A 24,199-nucleotide genomic window follows, 5' to 3' on the forward strand; every position below is an offset into this window, starting at 1 on the left:
AAGCGCTGTTCTGCGGAGCCACGTTATATGTGCCAACGACAGAGACGATTTTGAACTACGAGCGGTTTGAGCAATATATGGCGAATCACCGGATTACGGTGGCCGCTTTGCCGCCGACCTATGCGGTGTATCTGGAGCCAGAGCGGATGCCACACCTGCGTATTCTGTTCACTGCGGGTTCAGCATCTTCCACCGAACTGGTATACAAGTGGAAGGATCAAGTGGCGTACTACAACGGCTACGGTCCAACTGAAAACTCAGTTGCAACGTCCATCTGGCCGGTGTCCGAGGATGCAAGGGCTGGACAACTCATTTCCATTGGACGTCCTGTGCCGAATCATCGGGTATACATGGTGGATGGGCATGGACATTTGGCTCCGGTAGGCGTAGCAGGTGAGCTGTGCGTGTCTGGTCCAGGTCTGGCGCGTGGATATCTGGATCGTCCAGAGCTGACGGCGGAGAAATTTGTAGCGAACCCGTTTGCGGTTGGTGAAGCAGGCTATGAACGAATGTACCGTACGGGGGACTTGGCGAGATGGATGCCAGACGGCAACATCGAATATTTGGGCCGGATTGACCATCAGGTGAAAATCCGGGGCTACCGGATCGAGCTGGGTGAGGTCGAGGCACAAATCTTGAAAGTGGAAGACGTGCAAGAGGTCATCGTACTGGCCCAAGCGGACGAACAGGGGCAAAACCAACTGGTGGCGTACTATGTCGCTGAAAGAGACGTAAGCGCTGGGGAGCTGCGTAGCTTACTGGGTGAGGATCTGCCCAACTATATGGTGCCTTCGTATTTCATCCAGCTGGAGCAGATGCCACTGACACCGAACGGTAAAATCGACCGCAAGGCACTGCCAGCACCGGAGGGCAGCTTGCAAAGCGGAGCGGATTATGTAGAGCCGCGCACAGCACTGGAGCAGACGTTAGTGTCCATTTGGCAGTCTGTATTAGGAGCAAAGAGAGTCGGCATTTTGGATAATTTCTTTGATCTGGGCGGCGATTCGATCAAAGCGATCCAGGTATCGTCCCGCTTGCTGCAAGCGGGCTACAAGCTGGAGATGAAGGATTTGTTCCAATATCCGTCCATTTCACTGCTGAGCAGTCATGTACACAAAGTTAGCCGCACAGCCGATCAGCGGGTGGTCTCGGGAGCAGTTAAATTGACCCCAATACAGCAATGGTTCTTTGGACAATCCTCAGCAGAGCCACATTATTTCAACCAATCGGTGATGCTGTATAGAGCACAAGGATTCGCTGAAGCCGCATTGCATCAAACGGTGACCCAGGTGACGGAGCATCATGATGCATTGCGTATGGTCTTCCGTCAGACCGAACAGGGCTATGAAGCGTGGAATCGCGGTGTGAACGAAGGCGAGCTGTACAGTCTGGACGTTGTTGATTTGACAGGCGTCGAAGACACGGCAGAGGTGGCGATGGCGATTGAAACGAAAGCCAATGCCATCCAAAGCTCTATTCGTCTAGATGAAGGACCGCTGGTGAAGCTGGGACTTTTCCGCTGCATGGATGGAGATCATTTACTGATTGCGATCCACCATTTGGTCGTAGACGGGATTTCATGGCGGATTGTGTTTGAGGATTTTGCCACTGGGTATGAGCAGGCCGTGCGGGGAGAAGCGATTCGCTTGCCATATAAAACGGACTCTTTCTCTGCTTGGGCAGAGCAGTTGTCTCAATATGCGAACAGTCCGGCGATCGACAACGAACGCGAATATTGGCAGCATCTTGCCCAAATGGAAGTTGCATCGTTGCCTAAGGATCAAGAGAGAGCGGAGGGACAACATTCTCTAATCAGAGACACTGCGACGGTGAGCGTGGCTTGGAGCGAACAGGAAACCCGGCTACTGCTTCAGGAATCGCATCGTGCGTACAACACCGAGGTCAATGATCTGCTGTTAACTGCACTCGGCACCGCGTTATATAACTGGAGCGGTCAGGAGCGCGTACTGGTCAATCTGGAGGGCCATGGCCGGGAAGCCATTGTTCCAGATATCGACATCACACGTACCGTGGGCTGGTTTACGAGCCAATATCCGGTGCTGCTTGATGTGGATGGGAAGGCAGAAGTAGGGCAGCGAATCAAGCGGGTGAAGGAAGACCTGCGCCATGTACCGCATAAGGGCATTGGCTACGGCATTTTGAAATATATGTCTCAGCATGATGTCCATCCTTCCTTGACCTTGCAGCCTGAAATTAGCTTTAACTATTTGGGACAATTTGATCAGGACTTGGAAAATGGGGATATCAGGCTGTCTTCGCATCCAGGTGGAGAGCCGATGAGTGATCATACCGTTCTGGAGCAGCCGCTGAATGTGAACGGCATGATTACAGCAGGCGGGCTGACACTGGACATTCGCTATGACAGTAAGGTATATCAACAGCAAAATGTAGAGAACTTTGCGCAGTTGCTGCAGGAAAGCCTGCAGGAAGTGATCGCGCATTGTGCCTCCCAAGAGCGGAGCGAACTAACCCCAAGCGATGTCTTGTTCAAAGGCTTGTCGTTGGAACAACTGGAGCAATTGACGGAGCAAACGGCTTCTGTGGGCGAACTGGAAAATGTGTATGCTCTTTCGCCGATGCAGAAGGGGATGCTGTTCCATAGTCTGATGGAGCCGGACTCAGGTGCATACTTCCAGCAAGCGTCGTTTGATCAAAAAGGCAGCTTTGATGTTGAAATTTTCCGCAAGAGTCTAGATGTACTGACACAGCGTCATGAAGCACTGCGGACGAATTTCCATCGATTTGAAACAGGACATGGTCCGGAGCCATTGCAAATCGTGTTCCGTCACAAAGATAGCGATCTGTCCTTCAAGGATATACGCGAAATGCAGGAAGCGGAGCAACAGGCGTATATCCAGACGTTTAAGCAGGAAGACCAGGCTAGAGGCTTTGATCTCGGTACGGATGCACTTATGCGCGTACAGGTATTGCAAACCGATGAAGAAACGTATCATTTGGTCTGGAGCTTCCATCACATTGTCATGGATGGCTGGTGCTTATCGCTCGTTACAGGCGAAGTGTTTGGTACGTACTTTGCGCTGCTGGAGCAGAAACAGCCGGAGCTTGCTCATATCACACCATATGGCCAATATATCGAATGGCTAGAGCGTCAGGATGAACGTGCGGCAAAAGAGTATTGGAGCAGCTATTTGGCAGGCTTTGAACAGCAAACCTTGTTACCTGGATTGGATACTTCATCGAAAGACCAAGCGGCTAATACTGTATTCGCTACAGCAAACGAAACCAGGGAATATGTTTCTGAAAAAATAACGGTAGATCTGGATCCAGCGTGGAGCGAAGCGATGTACCGGATTGCAAAGCAGCAGCAGGTCACGATTAATACGCTGATGCAGAGCGTGTGGGGCCTTATTTTGCAGAAATATAACAACAATGAGGATGTTGTATTCGGCAGTGTGGTATCTGGACGTCCGACGGATATTGCGGGTGTAGAGCATATGATCGGTCTGTTCATTAATACGATCCCAGTGCGGATTCAAAGTGAACAGAATGCCACGTTTGTGGACATCATGCGCAAAACGCAGGAGCAGGCACTGGCCTCAGGAGCCTATGACAGCTTCCCGCTGTATGAAATTCAGGCGCTGACCGAGCAGAAGCAGCATCTGATTAACCACATTATGGTATTTGAGAATTATCCGGTTGAGGAGCAAGTCGAGCAGTTGGGTGAAGTTCGTCCATCCGCTTTTGAAATTACGAATGTAGAGGTTGTTGAGCAAACGAATTATGATCTGGACTTGATTGTGATGCCAGATGAGCTTTTCCGCATCATGTTCAGATATAACGCCAATGTATACGATCGGTCTACGATCGAGCGGATGCAGGGACATGTACTGCATGTCATCGAGCAAATCGTGAATAATCCGCATATCCGTGTGAATGAGCTGGAATTGGTGACACCGGAAGAGCAGGCGCAGATCGTTCAGGTGTGGGGAGATACGGCGGCAGATTATCCGCAAGATCAGACGTTAAGTTCACTGTTCGAGCAGCAGGTAGCGAGCACACCGGAGCAAGTGGCAGTGCTGTGTGGAGCGGAATCGTTGACCTACGCGGAGCTGAATGAGCGCGCGAACCGTTTGGCTCGGACGTTGCGTGCGGAAGGTGTTGAACCGGATCAGCCGGTAGGCATACTGGTTCAGCGCTCGCTAGAGATGATCGTAGGCATCTACGCGATCCTCAAGGCAGGCGGAGCCTACGTGCCAATTGATCCAGAATATCCGGCCGACCGCATCCGCTTCATGCTGGAGGATTCGGGAGCGAAGCTGGTGCTGACGCAATCGCATCTGGCAGAGCAAGCATCCTTGAGCTTCGACGGCAAGGTGCTGGTGCTGGATCGTCAGGAGCAGGCTGGCAAGGACATTTACCACGAAGACGGTTCGAATCTGGAGCCACTGGCCGGGCCGCATCATGTCGCCTATGTCATCTATACGTCTGGCTCCACGGGAAAACCGAAGGGCGTGATGGTTGAGCACCATTCCGTTCTGAACCGGATTTTGTGGATGCATGATCGGTACGGCTTGAGTGCGGAAGATACGATCCTGCAAAAGACCGCCTTCACCTTCGACGTGTCGGTGTGGGAGCTGTTCTGGTGGTCGCTGGTCGGCTCGAAGGTGAGCCTGTTGTCCGTGGGCGGGGAAAAGAACCCGGAAGAGATCGTCGACGCCATTGTCCGCGATGGCGTGAGCACGATGCACTTTGTACCTGCCATGCTGCATGCGTTCCTGGAGTATGTGGAGCAGCAGCCACGGGAAGTAATGCAAGCGAAACTGGCAACGCTGCGTCATGTCTTTGCCAGTGGTGAAGCCTTGCCGCCACAGCATGTGGCTCGCTTCCAGCGGCTCGTGTCGAGCCTGACCGGAGCGAAGCTGATCAACCTGTACGGTCCAACCGAAGCGACGGTGGACGTATCGTACTTTGATTGCGAGCCGACGGAAGAATATGCAGTCATTCCGATCGGAAAACCGATTCAAAACATTCGCCTGTACATCGTGAAGGAAGGCACGGAGCAATTGCAGCCGATTGGGGTTGCAGGGGAGTTGTGCATCGGTGGTGTCGGTGTGGCACGTGGGTATCTGAACCGTCCGGAGCTGACGGCCGAGAAATTTGTGAAAGATCCGTTTGCCGGCGGGGAAGCCGGGTATGAGCGGATGTACCGCACCGGCGATTTGGCGAGATGGATGCCGGACGGCAACATTGAATATTTGGGCCGGATCGACCATCAGGTGAAAATCCGGGGGTACCGGATTGAGCTGGGCGAGGTCGAAACGCAGCTGCTCCAAGTAGCGTCCGTGCGAGAAGCGGTTGTCATGGCTCGTGCAGACGAAACGGGCCAAAAACACATGGTGGCCTACTATGTCGCGGGGCAAGAGCTAGGAGCCAGCGAGCTGAGAAGTGAGCTGGGCCGGGAACTGCCAAGCTACATGGTGCCGTCCTACTTTGTACAACTGGAGCAAATGCCGCTGAGTCCAAATGGAAAAATTGACCGCAAGGCCCTACCAGCACCGGAAGGCAGCCTGCAAAGCGGAGCCGATTATGTCGCACCGCGAACGTGGGTGGAAGTGAAACTGGCACACATTTGGCAGGAGGTGCTGGGCCTCACGCAGGTCGGTGTGAAGGAAAACTTCTTCGAGATTGGCGGACACTCGCTGCGGGCGACGACACTGGCCTCGAAGATTCACAAGGAGTTGAACAAGCCGCTTCCCCTGCGCAGTATTTTTGAAGCACCCACGATTGAACAACTGGCAGCCGTTCTGGAAGGTCTGGATCAAGTGGTGTACGCGTCCATTCCGGTAACAGAAGAACGCAGCTTCTACCCGTTATCTTCAGCACAAAAACGACTGTATGTACTGCATCAGTTTGATCCAAGTGATGTGAACTACAACATGCCGTCAGTGCTGCAAGTGAGCGGTCCGCTGGATGTGAAACGAGTAGAAGACGTGTTCCGTCAACTAATTGATCGTCATGCAACCTTGCGTACCCGCTTTGAGCTGGTAGACAATGAGCCGATGCAATGGATTGAGGATACCGTGCCATTCGAGGTGGAATATACGAAGGTACAGGTAGAGAGTACGACTACGGCTACGTACACGAGGATTAGCGAGGAAGCACAAGAACGGGTCCGGCAGTTTATCCGTCCGTTTGATCTAAAAGCTGCACCGCTGCTGCGGGTAGGCTTGGTGGATCTGGGTGTCCAAGGAGTAGAGCAAGAATCCCAGCATTTACTCATGCTCGACATGCACCATATCGTTTCGGATGGCGTGTCGATGGAGGTACTGACCGATGAGTTTGTCCGCTTGTATGGCGGTGAAGAGCTGTTGCCATTGCGGATTCAGTACAAAGACTATGCCGTATGGCAGCAAAGCGAAACCCATCAGGAGTGGATGCAGCGTCAGGAAGCGTACTGGCTGGGCACCTTCCGGGGCGGAGTGCCTGTACTGGATCTGTCAACCGACTTTGCCCGTCCGGCGGTGCAGAGTACGGCAGGGGATACGATCGAATTTGCATTGGAGCGTGAGGTTAGTGAACGCCTGAAAGAACTGGCTTCGCAAACAGGCGCTACCCTATACATGGTGCTGCTGGCGGCGTACACTACGCTCTTGCACAAATACACGGGCCAAGAGGACATTGTTGTCGGCACGCCGATTGCAGGACGACCGCATGCGGAGCTCAGTAATCTGGTGGGTATCTTCATTAACACGCTGGCGATTCGCAATTATCCGTCCAGCGACAAAACGTTCCTGGATTATCTGCAAGAGGTGAAGGAGCATGCGCTCAGTGCTTATGAGCATCAGGACTATCCTTTTGAAGAACTGGTTGAACAGCTGAATTTGACGAGAGATACGAGCCGAAATGCGCTGTTTGACACGATGTTTGAGTTGAAAACCTTGGAGCAACAGGAGTTACTGCTGGAAGGTTTGACCTTGAGCTCCTATCCACTGGAAAATCATACGGCCAAGTTTGATCTGACTTTAGATGCAGTGGAGCAGCCAGAAGGCATTCTGTGCAGTCTGGAATATAGCACGGCGTTGTACAAGCCTGAGACCATGACGCGATTGGCACAGCATTTTGCGGAAATCGTTCGAGCTATTGCATACCATCCACAACAGCCCCTGGCAACTTTGAATATGGTAACCGTTGAGGAAAAGGAGCAACTCATCTACGGTTTTGGAGAAGTGGGAGTAACGGATGGTGCCGCAGTTGAAGCAGGAGCCCTGTTCCATACCTATGTGGAAGAACAGGCACAGCTTGTACCAGATCATGTGGCGGTGGTGTACGAGGAGGAGCAGCTCACTTACCGGAAACTGAACGAGCGCGCGAACCAATTGGCGCGGAGATTGCGGAATGAAGGCGTTGGACGCGAGTCGATTGTCGGCATTTTGAGTGAACGCTCGGTAGACATGCTGGTCGGCGTACTGGCGGTGTGGAAAGCGGGAGGCGCCTATGTGCCGCTGGATGCAGACTATCCGTCTGAACGGATTCGTTTCATGCTGGAGGACAGTGGTGCGACGGTATTGTTGACCCAAATCGGCTTACAGGAGCAAGCACAGATATGGCTTGGGGAAAGCCGACAGGCCTTGGCCGGAGGGCAGACTGAGGGTGAGTTGGAAACAGCGGCTGGTGCTGAAACGATGGAAAGAGACAGCCTAAATGAAAACTTAGGCTCAAAATCAGATTCGAAGTCTGACAGCGAAGCAGCATCCGAACCGGCAACAGGGCTGCGTCTGCATACCGTATTGGCATTGGACGATGAGTCACTGTACACCGGAGATACGACAGACGTCGATCACATCAACGAACCGCACGATTTGGCGTATGTGATCTATACATCCGGGACAACCGGACGGCCGAAGGGCGTCATGATCGAGCATCACAGCTTGGTGAATACGGCTGCGGCGTATCGCAGGGATTATCGCCTGAACCAATTCCCAGTCCGACTGCTGCAACTGGCGAGCTTCTCTTTCGACGTATTCGTCGGGGATATCGCGCGGACGCTCTATAACGGCGGCACGATGGTCATTTGTCCGAAAGACGACCGGATTGATTTTAGCCGTCTGCACGGATGGATTCGCGATGTCCAGATTACCGTGTTCGAATCGACTCCGGCCCTGATCGTACCGTTTATGCAGCATGTGCATGAACAGGGGCTGGACATGAGCAGTCTGGAGCTGCTGATCACGAGCTCGGATAGTTGCAGCGTGACGGACTACCGAGTGCTGCAAGAGCGGTTTGGTGCGGATATCCGCATTATGAACAGCTACGGCGTCACCGAAGCGGCGATTGACTCCAGCTTCTACGATGAAGAGCTGTCGAAGCTGCCAAGCAGCGGCCATGTGCCGATTGGTCAGGCGTGGCTGAACGCACGCTTCTACATTGTGGACAGCCAGCTGAATCCGGTGCCGATCGGCGTACTGGGTGAGCTGTGCATTGGCGGAGCCGGGGTGGCACGAGGCTACCTGAATCGTGCAGACCTGACAGCCGAGAAATTCGTAGCGAATCCGTATGTACCAGGTGAACGGTTGTACCGTACAGGCGATTTGGCGCGATGGATGCCGGACGGCAATGTAGACTTTATCGGCCGGATGGATGATCAAGTCAAAATCCGGGGCTTCCGGATTGAACTGGGCGAGGTGGAAGCGCAGCTGCTGACCGTGGACGGCATTCAGAAAGCCATCGTCACCGCCTGGGAAAACGAAGACGGAGACAAGGATCTGTGTGCGTATGTCGTAGCCTCGGAGGCGCTGAATTTGCCGGATCTGCGCAGCACACTCCAGCCCAAACTGCCGGGCTATATGATCCCGACCTATGTCGTACAACTGGATCGTTTCCCGCTGACACCGAACGGAAAAATTGACCGCAAAGCGTTGCCTGCGCCAGAAGCGCGCCTCGAAGGAGGCACGGCGTACGTGGCACCGCGCACACCGCTGGAAGAGCAGTTGGTACGTATTTGGCAAAGTGTTCTGAATCATCCGCAGATCGGTATTAAGGACCATTTCTTTGAAGTCGGAGGACATTCTTTGCGCGCGACAACACTGATGGCGAAAATCCATCAGGAGCTGAATTACAAGCTGGCTCTGCGAGATATTTTCCAATATCCGACGATTGAACAATTGGTGCAGGTGATGGGTGAAGATCAGACCCAGCAAACGTATGTATCTATTCCTGTGGCGGAGGAGCGTGAATATTATCCTGTTTCCTCGGCGCAAAAACGGATGTACGTGCTGAGTCACCTGGAAGGTGGAGAGGTTAGCTACAACATGCCAGGAGCGTTGATTATCGAAGGTTCCTTGGATAAAATGCGACTGGAACAAGCCTTCCGCCAGCTGATTGCCCGTCATGAAGCCCTGCGAACCCGATTCGAGATGGTGGATGGTGAGGTGATTCAACGGATTGAATCGGGCGTCGCATTCAGCGTGGAGCATGTGCAGGCAAGCGAAGAAGAGACCCAGCAGTATGCCCAAGACTTTGTACGCGCATTTGATCTCGCACAAGCACCATTGCTGCGGGTTCAGCTGGTGGAAACCGGACCGGAGCGTCACGTCATGCTCTATGACATGCACCATATTATTTCGGATGGCGTCACGGAAGGAATTATCGTGCAGGAGTTCTCTCAATTGTATGAAGGCAAGGAACTGCCGCCACTCCGTATTCAGTACAAGGACTATGCGGTTTGGCAGCATGCAGATATGCAAAGTGAGCGGCTTCGTGAGCAGGAAAGCTATTGGCTAAACACGATGGCTGGTGACATTCCAGCGCTGGATATGCCAACGGATTTTGCAAGACCAGTCGTACAGCGTCTGGAAGGAGCGCGATTGGAATTTGCGATCAGCCTGGAGGACAGCGAACAGTTGAAACAGCTGTCCGCGCAAACCGGCTCCACCTTGTACATGGTATTGCTGGCCGCGTATAGCACGCTTTTGCATAAATATTCGGGACAGGAAGACATTATCGTCGGCACGCCGATTGCCGGAAGACCGCATGCGGAGCTGGAGGGCTTGGTAGGCGTATTCCTGAACACGCTGGCGATCCGCAATTATCCGGCTGGCGACAAAACGTTCCTAGATTACTTGCAAGAGGTCAAAGAGCATGCGCTCAGTGCTTACGAACATCAGGAATATCCTTTTGAAGAGCTGGTTGAAAAGCTGAATTTAACGCGGGATACGAGCCGGAATGCGCTGTTTGACACGATGTTTGAGTTGAAAACATTTGAGCAGCAGGAGTTCGAGCTGGAAGGTCTGACCTTTAAAACGTATCCGACAGACAATCATACGGCCAAATTTGATCTGACCTTGGATGCCGTGGAGCAGCCGGAAGGCATTCTGTGCAGTCTGGAATACAGCACGGCGCTGTACAAGCCTGAGACCATCGCGCGATTGGCACAGCATTTTACCGAGCTCGTACGTGCCATTACTCTTCATCCGCAGCAATCACTGGCAGCTTTGGAAATGGTAACTGTCGAGGAAAAAGCACAAATCATCTACGGTTTTGGAGATGTGGGAGTATCGGATGTTACTGCTGAAGCAGGAGCCTTATTCCATACCTATGTGGAAGAACAGGCGCAGCTTGTACCAGATCACGTGGCGGTGGTGTACGAGGAACAACAACTGACGTACCGCACACTGAACGAGCGTGCGAACCAATTAGCCCGTAGACTGCGAAATGAAGGCATTGGACGCGAGTCGATTGTTGGCATTTTGAGTGAACGTTCGGTGGACATGCTGGTCGGTGTATTGGCAGTATGGAAAGCTGGTGGCGCCTATGTGCCGCTGGATGCAGATTATCCGTCCGAACGTATTCGTTTCATGCTGGAGGACAGTGGTGCGACGGTACTGTTGACCCAAATCGGCTTGCAGGAGCGTGCACAGGCATGGCTCGAGGAAAGCCAACCTACATCCGAACCCGCAACAGGGCTGCGTCTGCACACCGTACTGGCACTGGACGATGAGTCGCTGTACACCGGAGATACCACAGACGTCAATCACATCAACGAACCGCAGGATCTGGCGTATGTGATCTACACGTCGGGAACAACGGGACGTCCGAAGGGCGTCATGATCGAGCATCGCAGCTTGGTGAATACGGCTGCGGCCTATCGCCGGGATTACCGTCTGAACCAGTTCCCGGTACGACTGCTGCAACTGGCGAGCTTCTCCTTCGACGTGTTCGTCGGTGATATCGCGCGGACGCTTTATAACGGCGGCACAATGGTTATCTGTCCGAAAGACGACCGGATTGACCCAAGCCGTCTGTATGGCTGGATTCACGACTATCAGATTACGGTGTTCGAATCGACACCGGCCTTGATCGTACCGTTTATGCAGCATGTATATGAGCAGGGACTGGACATGAGCAGTCTGGAATTGCTGATTACCAGCTCGGATAGCTGCAGCGTGACGGATTACCGGGTGCTGCAAGAACGATTTGGCGCAGATATTCGCGTTATGAACAGCTACGGCGTTACGGAAGCGGCGATCGACTCTAGCTTCTACGACGAAGAACTGTTGAAGCTGCCGGACAGTGGCAGTGTACCGATTGGTCAGGCGTGGCTGAATGCACGGTTTTACATCTTGGACAGCCAGCTGAATCCGGTGCCGATCGGCGTACTGGGCGAGTTGTGCATCGGTGGAATTGGGGTAGCACGGGGATACCTGAACCTTGCGGACCTGACGGCCGAGAAATTCGTAGCCAATCCGTTCGTGCCAGGTGAACGATTATACCGCACAGGTGACTTGGCGCGATGGATGCCGGACGGCAATGTGGACTTTATCGGCCGGATGGACTATCAAGTGAAAATCCGGGGCTATCGGATCGAGCTGGGCGAGATCGAAACGGCGATCCAGCGGGTGCCGGGTGTACGTCAAGCGGTAGTCATCGACCGGACGGATGAGCGTGGACACAAGTACTTGTGCGGATACATCACAGGAGAAGCTGAGCTGCGGATCGAGGAGGTACAGGCCGAACTGGAAGCCGGACTGCCAGCGCACATGGTGCCTGCACGTTTGATGCGACTGGAGACGATCCCGCTGACCAGCAACGGTAAAATCGACCGTAAGGCCTTGCCGGAACCGGAAGGAAGCATCCATACGGGTGCAGCCTATGTGGCACCGCGTACCACGGTGGAGCAAGTACTGGCTGCGGTATGGGCCGGGGTGCTCGGCGTGGAAGCGGTAGGTGCGCAGGATAACTTCTTTGAACTGGGTGGCGATTCGATCAAGGCCTTGCAAGTATCCTCCCGATTGCTGCAAGCAGGTTATCGACTGGAGATGAAAGACCTGTTCAGTCATCCAACCGTGTCTGCATTGGCACTGAAAGTTCAATCGGTGACCCGATTGGCGGATCAGAGCGAAGTGGTGGGCGCTGTGAAGCTGACACCTGTTCAACACTGGTTCTTTGAGCAAAACCTGACGGATGCTCATCATCATAACCAGTCCATCATGCTGCATAGCAAGGACGGTTTTGATGAACCGGCCCTGCGCACGGCGATGGATCAAATCGTTAGCCATCACGACGCACTGCGGATCGTTTTCCGTCCTACGGAGCACGGATATGAAGCCTGGAATCGCGCAATTGGGGAGGGCGAGCTGTATACGCTGGAACGTATAGACCTCAGCCATGAGACTGAGGTGTCAGCGGCGATCGAGGCTAAAGTGAATGAAATTCAGGCGGGTATTCAGTTAAGCGAAGGACCGCTGGTGAAACTGGGGCTGTTCCATTGCCCAGATGGTGATCATTTGCTGATGGCGATTCATCACTTGGTGGTGGATACCGTATCTTGGCGCATTTTGTTCGAGGATATTACAACCGCCTACGAGCAGGCATTGAACGGACAAACGGCTCGCCTTCCGCACAAAACGGATTCGTTCCGCACCTGGGCGGATGGGCAGTCTCGATATGCGAATAGTCCGGCTATGGCAGCAGAACTTGAATTCTGGAAGGAAATGGAACATGGCGTATATCAGCCGCTTCCAAAAGACGAGTCCCCTTCTCATTCCTTGAATAGGGACAGCGAGAACATGACAGTTACGTGGACAGCTCAGGAAACGGAGCAGTTGTTAAAACAGGCGCATCGTGCCTACAACACGGAGATGAATGATTTACTGCTTACCGCCTTAGGACTGACGATTCATCGCTGGGCGGGCCTGGAACGAGTACTCGTGAGCCTGGAAGGCCATGGACGGGAATCCATTTTGCCAGAACTGGATATTACGCGCACCGTGGGCTGGTTTACGACCCAATTCCCGGTGGTGCTGGATATGAGCGTGGGGCAAGACCTTTCACAGCGCATCAAACAGGTGAAAGAAGGACTCCGCCGCATTCCGCAAAAGGGCATTGGCTACGGGATGTTGAGATACCTGTCCGCAGCACGTGAGCCAGAGCGTTTTGTGACCGAACCTGAAATCAGTTTTAACTATTTGGGACAATTTGATCAAGATATGCAAAGCCAGTCCATGGATGTATCTCCTTACTCTTCTTACTCTAGCGGTGTAGAGCTTAGCGCCCATGCAGCCAGATCGCACACGCTGGATATGAACGGACTGATTTCGGAAGGCAAGCTGCAATTGACAATCAGCTACAGCAAGCAGGAATATCGCCATGAAACGATGGAGCAGTTAGCTGAACAGTTCAGAACCAGCTTGCAGGAAATCATTACGCATTGCGTAGGCCGCAAACAGCAAGAACTGACGCCAAGCGATGTCATGCTTAAACATGTAACGATGGCCGAGCTGGATCAATTGGTAGAACGGACTCGTGACATCGGGGAACTGGAAAATGTCTATGCGTTGACGCCGATGCAAAAAGGCATGTTGTTCCATAGTCTGATGGATGCAGAATCCGGGGCTTATTTTGAACAAACGACCTTTGATTTGCACGGACGCTTCCAAGCGGATATTTTCCAAGATAGCTTGAATCATTTGGCGCAGCGGCATGAGATCTTTAGAGCTAATTTCATCAGCGGTTGGCAGGATGAGCCTGTGCAGGTGATTTTCCGCCGCAAGGAGGTTGGTTTCAGATATGAAGATTTGCGTCATTTGGATGAGCAGGAACGTGACGCGTATGTGAAGGAATTTATTCGCAAGGACAAGGCAGCCGGATTTGATTTGTCCCGGGATGCGTTGATGCGCGTGGCGATTTTACGAACAGGTGATGAGGATTATTATTTTGTGTGGAGCTCTCATCACATCTTGATGGATGGCTGGTGTGTGGCTTTAGTCACGGATGAGGTGTTTGAGGCTTATTTTGCAGCCGTGGAGCATAGACAGCCGAAGCTTGCCCCCGTGACTCCATACAGTCAGTATATTGAGTGGCTTGAAGCACAGGATGAAGAAGCAGCAGCTTCCTACTGGAAGGATTATTTGCTCGGCTATGAGCAGCAAACTTCGATTCCGACCGGAAAAGTCGGCGTGAAAGCGGACGGTGCACAATTTGAGCATGTGCTGTGCGATCTGGGCAAAGACTTGACCGGGCGTATGGAGATGGTGGCCAAGCAGCATCACGTGACCCCGAATACATTGCTGCAAACAGCTTGGGGATTGCTGCTCCAAAAGTACAACGGTAGTGACGACGCTGTTTTTGGCGGTGTAGTGTCGGGTCGTCCAGCGGAGATTTCGGGGATCGAAAACATGGTGGGCTTGTTCATTAACACCATTCCAATACGTATCCGCAGTGGGGCTGACGATACCTTTGCCGACCTGATCAGAACGAATCAGAAACAGGCGCTGACTTCTCAAGATTATGAAACGTATCCGCTGTATGAAATTCAAGCCTTGACCGAGCAAAAGCAAGACCTGATCAACCACATTATCGTGTTTGAAAACTATCCGGTGGAGGAGCAGGTCGAGCAACTTGGGGAAGGTGCAGCGTCGGATTTTGAAATTCGCAATGCCGGCATGATTGAACAAACCAACTATGATTTCAATCTGGTTGTCATGCCGCAGGAAGCGATGAAAATCCGATTTGAATACAATGCGAAGTTATATGATCGTGAAGCCGTGAAGCGGACTCAGGGCCATCTGATACAGCTATTGGAGCAGGTGGTAGCGAAGCCGGACACTCGGGTGCAGGAGCTGGATATGGTAAGTACGCAGGAGCGCGAGCAAATTCTCCGCGTATGGGGCAATACAGCCGCCGAGTATCCGAGCGAGCAAACGATCCATGGCCTGTTCGAGACACAAACGGCACACACACCGGAACAGCCAGCATTGTTCTTTGAAGGAGAACAGCTGACCTATCGCGAGCTGAATGAACGTGCGAATCGTCTGGCGCGCACCTTGCGTAGTCAAGGTGTGACGAAGGATCGTTTGGTGGGACTGATGACCGAGCGTTCGGTAGACTTGATCGTGGGGATCTTAGGCATTTTGAAAGCTGGGGGCGCATATGTCCCCATCGATCCGACGTATCCGGAGGAGCGTATCCGCTACATGCTGGACGACTCGGGAGTAGAGCTGTTGTTAACGCAAAGCCATCTGGTGGACAAAGTAGCTTTTGATGGTCAGTTACTGGTGCTGAATGGAGCACAAAGTGTGTATCACGAGGATGGTTCCAACCTGGAGCCGTTGTCCGGTCCGAACGATCTAACGTATGTCATTTATACGTCAGGTACGACGGGGCAGCCGAAGGGTGTCATGGTAGAGCATCGTAATGTCGTACGTTTGGTGAAAAATACAAACTACGCGCAGTTGGATGCTGACACGCGCATTTTGCAGACAGGGGCTATTGTTTTCGACGCATCCACCTTCGAAATTTGGGGCGCTCTATTAAACGGTGGACAGCTGGTGCTAGTGAGTCAGGATATCATTTTGGACGTGCTCAAGCTTAAGGAAGCAGTGCGCAGTCACGGTATTACCACGATGTTTCTGACCACACCGCTCTTTAACCAGTTGTCTCAGCAGGATTTGGCGCTGTTCGAGGGGATACGGGAACTGCTGGTCGGCGGTGATGTGATGTCCGTACCACATATGAACCGGGTGCTGGAGGCCCATCCGTCCCTTCGAATCAGTAACATCTATGGCCCGACTGAAAATACGACTTTTTCCACAGTGCATGCGATCACCGGTGTGCAATCGGAATCGGTGCCAATTGGTAGACCGATCCATAATTCAACAGCGTACGTCGTGGACCGTTCGATGCGGCTTCAACCCGTCGGGGTATGGGGTGAACTGCTGGTAGGCGGTGACGGGGTGGCACGTGGATACCGCAACCGTCCGGACCTGACATCCGAAAAGTTCATTGATAGCCCGTTCCGCAGCGGAGAACGCTGCTATCGCACAGGTGACACGGTACGCTTAAATGTGGACGGTACGCTTGAATATAAGGGGCGGATCGATGCGCAGGTGAAAATTCGGGGCTACCGGATCGAACTGGGCGAGGTAGAAACGCAGCTGTTGAAGCTGGAGGCAGTGCGAGAAGCTGTGGTCATCGCACGGGAAGATGAGCAAGGGCAGAAGCAGCTCTGCGCTTATGTGGTCGCCGATGAGGAAGTTGTCGCAAGTGAGCTACGCAGCGATTTGAGCCAGAAGCTGCCGGGTTACATGATCCCTTCCTATCTGGTACAGCTGGAACAAATGCCGCTGACACCGAACGGTAAAATCGACCGCAAGGCTCTACCAGCACCAGAAGACAGCCTGCAAAGCGTAGCCGACTATGTCGCACCGCGGACGTGGGTGGAAGTGAAGTTGGCGCAAATCTGGCAGGATGTGCTGGGCCTGGCGCAGGTCGGCGTGAAGGAAAACTTCTTCGAGATTGGTGGACATTCACTGCGGGCGACGACGCTCGCCTCGAGGATTCACAAGGAGCTGAACAAGCCGCTTCCATTGCGCAGTATTTTTGAAGCACCAACGATTGAGCAATTGGCAGTCGTACTGGAATATCTGGATCAAGTAACATATGCGTCCATTCCAGTAACGGAAGAACGCAACTTCTACCCGTTATCGTCGGCGCAAAAACGACTGTATGTGCTGCATCAGTTCGACCCGTATGATGTGAACTACAACATGCCGTCGGTGCTGCAAGTGAGCGGACCCCTGGATGTGAAGCGGGTAGAAAACGCGTTCCATCAATTAATCGCCCGTCATGCGACCTTGCGTACCCGCTTTGCACTAGTGGACAGTGAGCCAATGCAATGGATTGAGGACACTGTGCCGTTTGAATTGGAATATACAAAGGTACAGGCAGAAGCTGCGACTATGGGTACAGACCAGGACACAACCACGGATGCGGACACGATGGTCAGCCAGGAAGTACAAGAACGGGTGCGGCAGTTTGTACGACCGTTCGATCTGCAAGCTGCTCCGCTGCTGCGAGTAGGCTTGGTAGATTTGGGCGTACAAGGAACCGAGCAGGAACCGCAGCATTTACTCATGCTCGATATGCACCACATCGTTTCGGATGGCGTGTCCATGGGTGTACTGACCGATGAATTTGTCCGCTTGTACGACGGTGAAGAGCTATTACCATTGCGGATACAATACAAGGATTATGCGGTATGGCAGCAAAGCGAAGCCCATCAAGAGTGGATGCAACGTCAGGAAGCGTACTGGCTGGGCACCTTCCAGGGTGAGCTGCCAGTGCTGGATGTACCTACGGACTTTGCCCGTCCGGCGGTGCGAAGTACGGCAGGCGATACGGTGGTGTTCGGATTGGAACGTGAAGTCAGCGAACGGCTGAAAGAACTGGCGGCGTACACAGGCTCCACGCTGTATATGGTGCTGCTGGCAGCGTACACTGCACTCCTACACCAATACAGCGGGCAAGAAGATATCGTAGTCGGCACACCAATTGCCGGACGACCGCATGCCGATCTGGAGCCGATGATTGGGATGTTCGTCGGAACGCTGGCATTGCGGAACTATCCGACGTCAGAGCAAAGCTTCCGAAGCTATGTGGAGGATGTGAAGACGCGTGCCCTGCAAGCTTACGAGCACCAGGACTATCCGTTTGAGGAGCTAGTGGAAAAGCTGAACGTGAAGCGGGATATGAGCCGCCATCCGCTGTTCGATACGATGTTTACGCTGCAAACGACTGAGGAAGGCGAACTGCAACTGGCAAACCTGAGCTTCCGTCCATACGGCCTGGAACAAACGCCAGTCAAGTTTGATTTGATGATGGAAGCTAGAGAGGAAGAGGCAGGCATCCAGTTTGGATTGCAGTATGCAACTGCGTTGTACGAGCGCGAAACGGTAGAACGGATGACGCGTCACTTTGTTCGCTTGGTCGAAGCCGTGGCGGCGAATCCGGATGCGAAGCTGGGAGAGCTGGAGTTGATTACGGCGGAAGAAACCGAGCAGATTCTGAAGGTATTCAATGATCCGAATGCGCATAGCGTGCTTGGAGCATTACAAGGCCGTTCGCTTAGCGAACGCTTTGAAGAGCAAGCTGAGCGCAACCCTGAGCGGATAGCCGTTGTGTCTGGGGCCACCGCGCTGACCTACACTGAGCTGAATGAGCGTGCGAACCAATTGGCTCGTGTGTTACGAGCGGAAGGGGTCGAAGCAGATCAACCGGTTGGCGTATTGCTGGAACGTTCTGCGGATATTCTGGTGAGCATTCTGGGGGTACTGAAGGCCGGAGGCGCGTATGTGCCGATGGATACGATGTATCCACAGGAGCGCATCGACTACATGCTCCAAGACAGTGGGGCCAAGGTCGTGATTACAAGCAGAGTTGCCCATCTGTCACTCAGCTTGCCATCCACAGTTCGAGCTGTAGTCTTGGATGACGAGGACATTCAAGCTCAATTGGGAGCACAGGATGCGAGCAACCTGATCCCTATCGCCGGCCCGCATAACCTGGCCTATATGATTTACACGTCAGGCACCACCGGTCAGCCGAAAGGGGTCATGATCGAGCAGGGCAGTGTTAGCAATCTGGTAGATGCTTTATGGAAACGAGTATACAGCCGTTACGAACAGCCGCTTCATGTCGCATGGCTGTCAGCATTTGTATTTGATGCTTCGGTGAAGCAAATCTTTGCCAGCTTGCTGTTAGGCCACACTCTGCATGTGGTGTCCCGTGACGTCAGTCTGAGCGGAGAGCATTTGATCGCCTACTACCGCACGCACCGGATTGATCTGTCGGACGGCACACCTGCGCATCTGCATATTTTGAATGAAAGCGTCAGTGTGACGGAAGCGCCGGAAGTGAAGCATTACCTGATCGGTGGCGAAGCATTATCCGTGCAGCTGGTACAAGTGTTCCTGCACAAGTGGTCCGGGTATCGTCCGGTGATTACGAACGTGTACGGTCCGACCGAAACGACGGTAGATGCGACCGCTTATACGATTGAAGATGTGGAGTCCCTGAACGCACTACTGGAAAAAGGGGAGCATACGGTATCTATCGGAACGCCGATCGCGAACCAGTCGGTGTACATCCTGAACAGCCAGCAACAGCTGGTACCGATCGGTATCGCAGGTGAACTCTATATCGGGGGTGCAGGTGTCGGACGAGGATACCTGAATCTGCCAGAGCTGACGGCAGAGAAGTTTGTCCTGAATCCGTTCGCTGTTGCGGCAGCAACCGATCCAGCGGACAGCACTTACGCACACCGAATGTACCGAACGGGCGACCTGGCCCGGTGGTTGCCAGACGGCAGCATTGAGTATTTGGGCCGGATTGACCACCAAGTGAAAATCCGGGGGTACCGGATCGAGCTGGGTGAGGTGGAAGCGCAGCTGCTGACCGTGGACGGCATTCAGAAAGCCATCGTCACAGCATGGGAAAACGAAGACGGACACAAGGACCTGTGTGCCTACATCATAGCTTCATCGTCCCTGAGTTTGCCGGAGCTGCGTAATGCGCTGCAGCCGAAGCTGCCGGATTACATGATCCCGACGTATGTGGTACAACTGGATCGTTTCCCGCTGACACCGAACGGGAAAATCGACCGCAAGGCGTTGCCGGCACCGGAAGCACGTCTCGAAGGAGGCCTGGAGTATGTTGCACCGCGGACGCCGCTGGAAGCCAAGCTAGCCCAAATCTGGCAGGATGTCTTGAAGCTGTCCAGCGTAGGAGTCACCGACTCATTCTTTGACGTGGGTGGGCACTCCCTGCGGGCAACGACGCTGGTGGCCAAAATCCATCAGGAACTGGACAGCCGGATTACGCTGCGTGAGGTGTTCCAACACTTTACGATTGAGCAGCAAGCCCAGCTCATCGCAACGCACGGCACAGACACCTATACGGTGATTCCTGCGGCGGCGAAACAGGCATACTACCCGGTTTCCTCGGCTCAAAAAAGACTGTACATTTTGAGCCATCTGGAAGGTGGGGATCTCAGCTACAATATGCCGGGTGTACTAACCGTGGAGGGACCGCTTCAGGCCGATCGGCTGGAGGATGCGTTCCGTCAGTTAATAGCTCGTCATGAAACGCTGCGGACTTCCTTTGAAATGCTGGAAGGCGAGGTCGTACAGCGGGTGTACGATCAAGTGGAGTTTGCAGTAGAGCACCTGCAAGCCAGGGAGTCCGAAGCCGATGCCTATATCGAGTCCTTTGTACGCAGCTTTGACCTTCGCCAGGCACCACTGCTGCGTGTCCGTCTTATTCAAACCGGACCAGAGCGCCATCTCCTGATGTACGACATGCACCATATTATTTCAGACGGTGTATCGTCGAACAATATCGTGCAGGAGTTGGTACAACTGTACGAAGGACAGGCATTGGAGCCGCTGCAAATTCAGTACAAAGACTACGCCGTGTGGCAACAGCAGGAGATGCAGCGTGAATCATACCAACGCCGGGAACACTTCTGGCTGGAGCATTTAGCTGGAGAGTTGCCGGTACTGAATTTGCCAATTGCTTATCCTAGACCTGCTGTTCGCAGCTTCGAAGGTGCGATGTATGAATTTACAGTGGACGCGAATGTATCCGAGCAACTGCACCGAATTGCGACACAAACCGGAAGTACACTGTACATGGTGCTGTTGAGCGCCTACACCGTTCTGCTGTCCAAATACAGCGGTCAGGACGATTTGATCATCGGTACGCCAGTAGCAGGCCGCTTGTTGCCTGAGCTGGAGCCACTGATCGGAATGTTCGTCAACACGCTAGCCATCCGGCATCAGCCGAGGGGCAACCAAACGTTCCACAGCTACTTGCAGGAAGCCAGAGATCGTACGCTGCAAGCCTTCGAGCATCAGGATTATCCACTGGAAGAGTTGGTGGAAAAGCTGGATGTAACACGGGATGCAAGCCGTAACCCGTTATTCGACACCATGTTTGTACTGGAAAACACAGAGTCGCCGGAAGCGCAGCTTGAAACGTTGTCCTTCAGCCCGTATGTTCGGGAGCATCGTATTTCCAAATTCGATTTGACTTTGTCTATGAGTGATGAAGATGGGGAGATGAAGGGTTCGTTTGAATATTGCACGAAGCTATTTGGGGCTGACGCTATTGAGAGATTAACCAGAGATTTGATAGCGATCCTGTCCCAGATTGGAATCGATCCAGATTTGCTGTTAAGCGATATTCAGGTGAACTCGGACGAGCAGCCGGAAGGCTTCTCACCGGATTCCATCGACTTTGTTTTCTAAAATGCAATGATTTCACTTTGCGAGTGCAGAGGGTGGCGGCTTGTCCGACTGCCCTTGCCTGCAAAGTATTCTTTTTCCGACACAATGATCATCTACTAACATTAAAAAAATAGCAAAAACAATTCCATTTGAAAATTTAAGTATTATAAAACAATTCGTCGAGTTTAGGTTGATTATGCACATTATATATTAGGGGAAGAGTATAAGATGGATTAGCTCCATTTTATGCTCCGAATTGTTTAGATTATTTAAAAGGTACCACTTTGAATAAGCTCAATGAACTCTAACAAAAGAAGACCCGCGTTTCAATAACGCGGGTCTTCTTTTGTTAGAAATTGCTGGTTTGATTCATATGCAGTTTAAAGACCAATTTGATTAAACCATCATTTTAATTACGATAATTCCAATCAATGCAAGAATTAAGCCGAATATCTCTTGACGACTCATTTTTTCTTTTAGATAGAATTGAGACACGTTCTAAAAGTGTCCCTTCATTTTTTTGATTTTTTGTTTTGCTCATTAAAAGTTACATCTGTTGAAGAAGGAACTTGTCTAATCTTAATTACAAAGGCTATAAAACAAGATGGCCAGTATGCCCCATTGCCAGTCTTGATACTGTCCTACTTGCAGATCTCGCTTGTATCTAACGACGCTAAGAGAGGATAATGATGCAGAATCCGACTAGCTGCACTAAAACGGCGTCTCTTCCCAAAACAAAGCAGCTAGGCAGGATAACAAGCACAGGCGTTAGTCCCGAAAAAATGCTATGACTGAAGCTCGACCAAGAGAAACTTAAGATCGAAACAAAGAGATATGAGCATCAAGCTTCAGTCTCAACTTGGATATTACATCTTTTATCTTTCTCATGATTTGGTGATGTAGCAGAGTGTGTTAATATGCGGTCAAGTATTTTTTTAGTAAATGGCATAAAGTAATTGAGTATTAGCCCCCCTAAACAAACGGTTAACAAGGTTCCAATGCCAATGGGTCCGTTTAAAAGGACTGCTATGATCAAGAATATAAGGTAGATGAATGTTCTCGAAAAAAATAGATTTGTTTTAGTTAATTCCTTTATGATTAATGTTAATCGATCAACTGGAATGGGTGCAAAATTTGTCTGTAAATATGTTGCAGTTCCTAATCCTACAACAACTAAACCAATTCCAAAACAAACAACTTTGCTGTACCATAGTTCAGGTGTTATCAAATTGTGCAGTAAAAAAAGCCACATATCAATACCAATACCCGTTATAAATGCTGTTAACAACCCCAAAACTTCTGGTGTTTGTCTTTTTAAAAGCGAATTACAACCTATCAATATTATAGCTATTATGATTTCCCAACTTCCCACAGTAAGCCCCACATTTATAGACAGTCCTACTAAAAGTGCATCAAAAGGTGAAGCCCCAAGGTCTGATTGTATAGTGAACGAAATTCCAAGGGATAATATAAAAATTCCTAATACGAAAAAAATATATTTCAATTTACTCGACCTCTTTAATATATTTTTTTGTTGCAAATGCAATAAAAATAAGGTAAATTCAATATATATCATTTTTATTGCATTTGCAACAAAACAGGGGTAAAGGAGTCCATTATGAAGGAAGTACTTCGTGAAATTGGAATGATCGCAAGAGCATTAGATTCTATAAGCAATATTGAATTCAAAGAATATGACCTTACAAAAGGACAATATTTATACCTTGTACGAATATGTGAAAACCCAGGAATCATTCAAGAAAAGTTAGTTGAGATGATAAAAGTAGATCGAACAACCGCATCTCGTGCTATAAAAAAACTTGTTATTAACGGATTTATTGAAAAGGAAGAGGATCAGCATAACAAAAAAATTAATAAACTCTTTCCAACAGAAAAAGGGAATAAAGTCTATCCTTTTATAAAAAGAGAACATGATTATTCGGATAATGTTGCATTAGCGGGATTTTCGGAAAGTGAAGTAAACACCATTTTTAATCTTCTTCAAAGAGTAAGAAAAAATATAGGTGATGAATGGGAATTTGTAAAAAAAGGGAACAAGAGAAATTATTGATTTACATGAAGGAGCGATAATTTAAAGTGACTGTAAAAATAATAAAGTGCAGCCGTGAAGATCTACAAATACTCCAAAAAATAAGTATTGAAACATTCAACGATACTTTTAAGGATCTGAATTCACCTGAAAATATGAAGGCCTATCTGGAAAGAGCATTTAACTTTAAACAGTTGGAGGAGGAATTGTCCAACGTCTCTTCAGAATTCTTTTTCATCTATTTCAATGAAGAACTTGCTGGATATTTAAAGGTAAATATGAACAATGCCCAATCCGAAAAAATGGGTAATGAGTCGCTCGAAATTGAGAGGGTTTATATAAAAAACAGATCTCAAAAACATGGGCTTGGTAAATATCTGCTAAATAAAGCTATGGGAATTGCAATGGAACATAATAAAAAGAAAATCTGGCTCGGTGTATGGGAAAAAAATGAAAACGCCATTGCTTTTTATAAGAAAATGGGGTTTGTTCAAACTGGCGCACACTCTTTTTATATGGGTGATGAAGAACAAATTGATTTCATAATGACCAAAACAATGATATAAGTTTAGGGAGATATACGAATTTTTATTGATTTTATATTGTG

General features: G+C 51.0%; 4 protein-coding genes (1 of these 4 cut by a window edge). 3 read left to right on the top strand and 1 reads right to left on the bottom strand.

Features of this window, described 5'->3' with window-relative positions; genetic code table 11:
- A protein-coding gene (locus MKY75_RS11935; RefSeq protein ID WP_340885401.1) for a non-ribosomal peptide synthase/polyketide synthase crosses the window boundary here: on the top strand, positions 1-21,563 show its 3' portion. It extends 20,605 nt beyond the left edge of the window; the window shows 21,563 of its 42,168 coding nt (coding positions 20,606-42,168); its start codon lies beyond the left edge, outside the window; it ends in the stop codon at positions 21,561-21,563.
- Between the two features lie 820 nt (positions 21,564-22,383).
- Here the strand turns inward: MKY75_RS11935 and MKY75_RS11940 are convergent.
- Positions 22,384-23,046, bottom strand: coding sequence for a YczE/YyaS/YitT family protein (locus tag MKY75_RS11940; protein WP_340885403.1), 663 nt, complete (start codon positions 23,044-23,046; stop codon positions 22,384-22,386).
- Between the two features lie 114 nt (positions 23,047-23,160).
- On the opposite strand from MKY75_RS11940, the gene MKY75_RS11945 reads away from it, so the two are divergent.
- Both MKY75_RS11945 and MKY75_RS11950 read left to right on the top strand, forming a co-directional pair.
- Positions 23,161-23,613 carry a MarR family winged helix-turn-helix transcriptional regulator gene (locus MKY75_RS11945; RefSeq protein ID WP_340885407.1) on the top strand — a complete coding sequence of 151 codons (453 nt, stop codon included), beginning with the start codon at positions 23,161-23,163 and terminating at the stop codon, positions 23,611-23,613.
- Between the two features lie 26 nt (positions 23,614-23,639).
- Positions 23,640-24,158 carry a GNAT family N-acetyltransferase gene (locus MKY75_RS11950; protein WP_340885411.1) on the top strand — a complete coding sequence of 173 codons (519 nt, stop codon included), beginning with the start codon at positions 23,640-23,642 and terminating at the stop codon, positions 24,156-24,158.
- Positions 24,159-24,199 lie beyond the last annotated feature (41 nt).

The sequence above is a fragment of the Paenibacillus sp. FSL L8-0663 genome (genome assembly GCF_038008125.1).
GTDB lineage: Bacteria > Bacillota > Bacilli > Paenibacillales > Paenibacillaceae > Paenibacillus > Paenibacillus polymyxa_D.